Consider the following 790-nt stretch of genomic DNA (forward strand, 5'->3'; position numbering starts at 1 on the left):
AATGGTTCGAGGACTTAACCAAGTTGAACAACGTGGTGTAAGGCTCATTTATAATATATGAATTTAAACTTGACAATATGGTTCAGTTTTGAGATAATTAAATCTCGTACGACTAGTAATAGTTGCGTGTTGTGATGATGGCATTGAGGTCACACCTGTTCCCATACCGAACACAGAAGTTAAGCTCAATAGCGCCGAAAGTAGTTGGAGGATCTCTTCCTGCGAGGATAGGACATCGCAATGCATTTATGGACGATTAGCTCAGCTGGGAGAGCACCTGCCTTACAAGCAGGGGGTCACAGGTTCGATCCCTGTATCGTCCATTGAAACGAAAGTTTCAAAAATCATGACTATCTATTTACCAAGCAGGTACTTTGTGAGTATCATGCCGACTTAGCTCAGTTGGTAGAGCATCGCTCTTGTAAAGCGAGGGTCGAAGGTTCGAGTCCTTTAGTCGGCATCTTATGCGAACTTAGTTCAGTGGTAGAACATCACCTTGCCATGGTGGGGGTCGCGGGTTCGAATCCCGTAGTTCGCTTTGCCGGCTTGGCGGAATAGGTAGACGCACAGGACTTAAAATCCTGCGATGGGAACATCGTACCGGTTCGATCCCGGTAGCCGGCATGGTTTTGCACCTATAGCGCAACTGGATAGAGTGTCTGACTACGAATCAGAAGGTTGCAGGTTCGACTCCTGCTAGGTGCATTAAATATCTTTGATATTTAAAATGTTTGTTCGGGACGTAGCTCAGCTTGGTAGAGCACCTGGTTTGGGACCAGGGGGTCGCAGG

The 790-nt window shown here is 46.7% G+C and carries 5 tRNA genes and 1 rRNA gene; all 6 read left to right on the forward strand.

What is annotated here, in order from left to right:
• The first annotated feature begins 127 nt into the window (after positions 1 to 127).
• The 6 genes from rrf to IV67_RS06680 all read left to right on the forward strand — a co-directional run bounded on the left by rrf (position 128) and on the right by IV67_RS06680 (position 705).
• Positions 128 to 244: ribosomal RNA gene (gene rrf, locus IV67_RS06655) — 5S ribosomal RNA — on the forward strand.
• 6 nt (positions 245 to 250) lie between these two features.
• Positions 251 to 323 (forward strand) — tRNA-Val (locus IV67_RS06660).
• Between the two features lie 64 nt (positions 324 to 387).
• Positions 388 to 460: transfer RNA gene (locus IV67_RS06665), tRNA-Thr, on the forward strand.
• 6 nt (positions 461 to 466) lie between these two features.
• A tRNA-Gly gene (locus tag IV67_RS06670) sits at positions 467 to 538 on the forward strand.
• A 2-nt stretch (positions 539 to 540) separates the two neighbouring features.
• Positions 541 to 624, forward strand: a tRNA-Leu gene (locus IV67_RS06675).
• Between the two features lie 7 nt (positions 625 to 631).
• Positions 632 to 705, forward strand: a tRNA-Arg gene (locus IV67_RS06680).
• Positions 706 to 790 lie beyond the last annotated feature (85 nt).

This window comes from Weissella minor, from assembly GCF_001437425.1.
Taxonomy (GTDB): Bacteria; Bacillota; Bacilli; order Lactobacillales; family Lactobacillaceae; genus Weissella; species Weissella minor.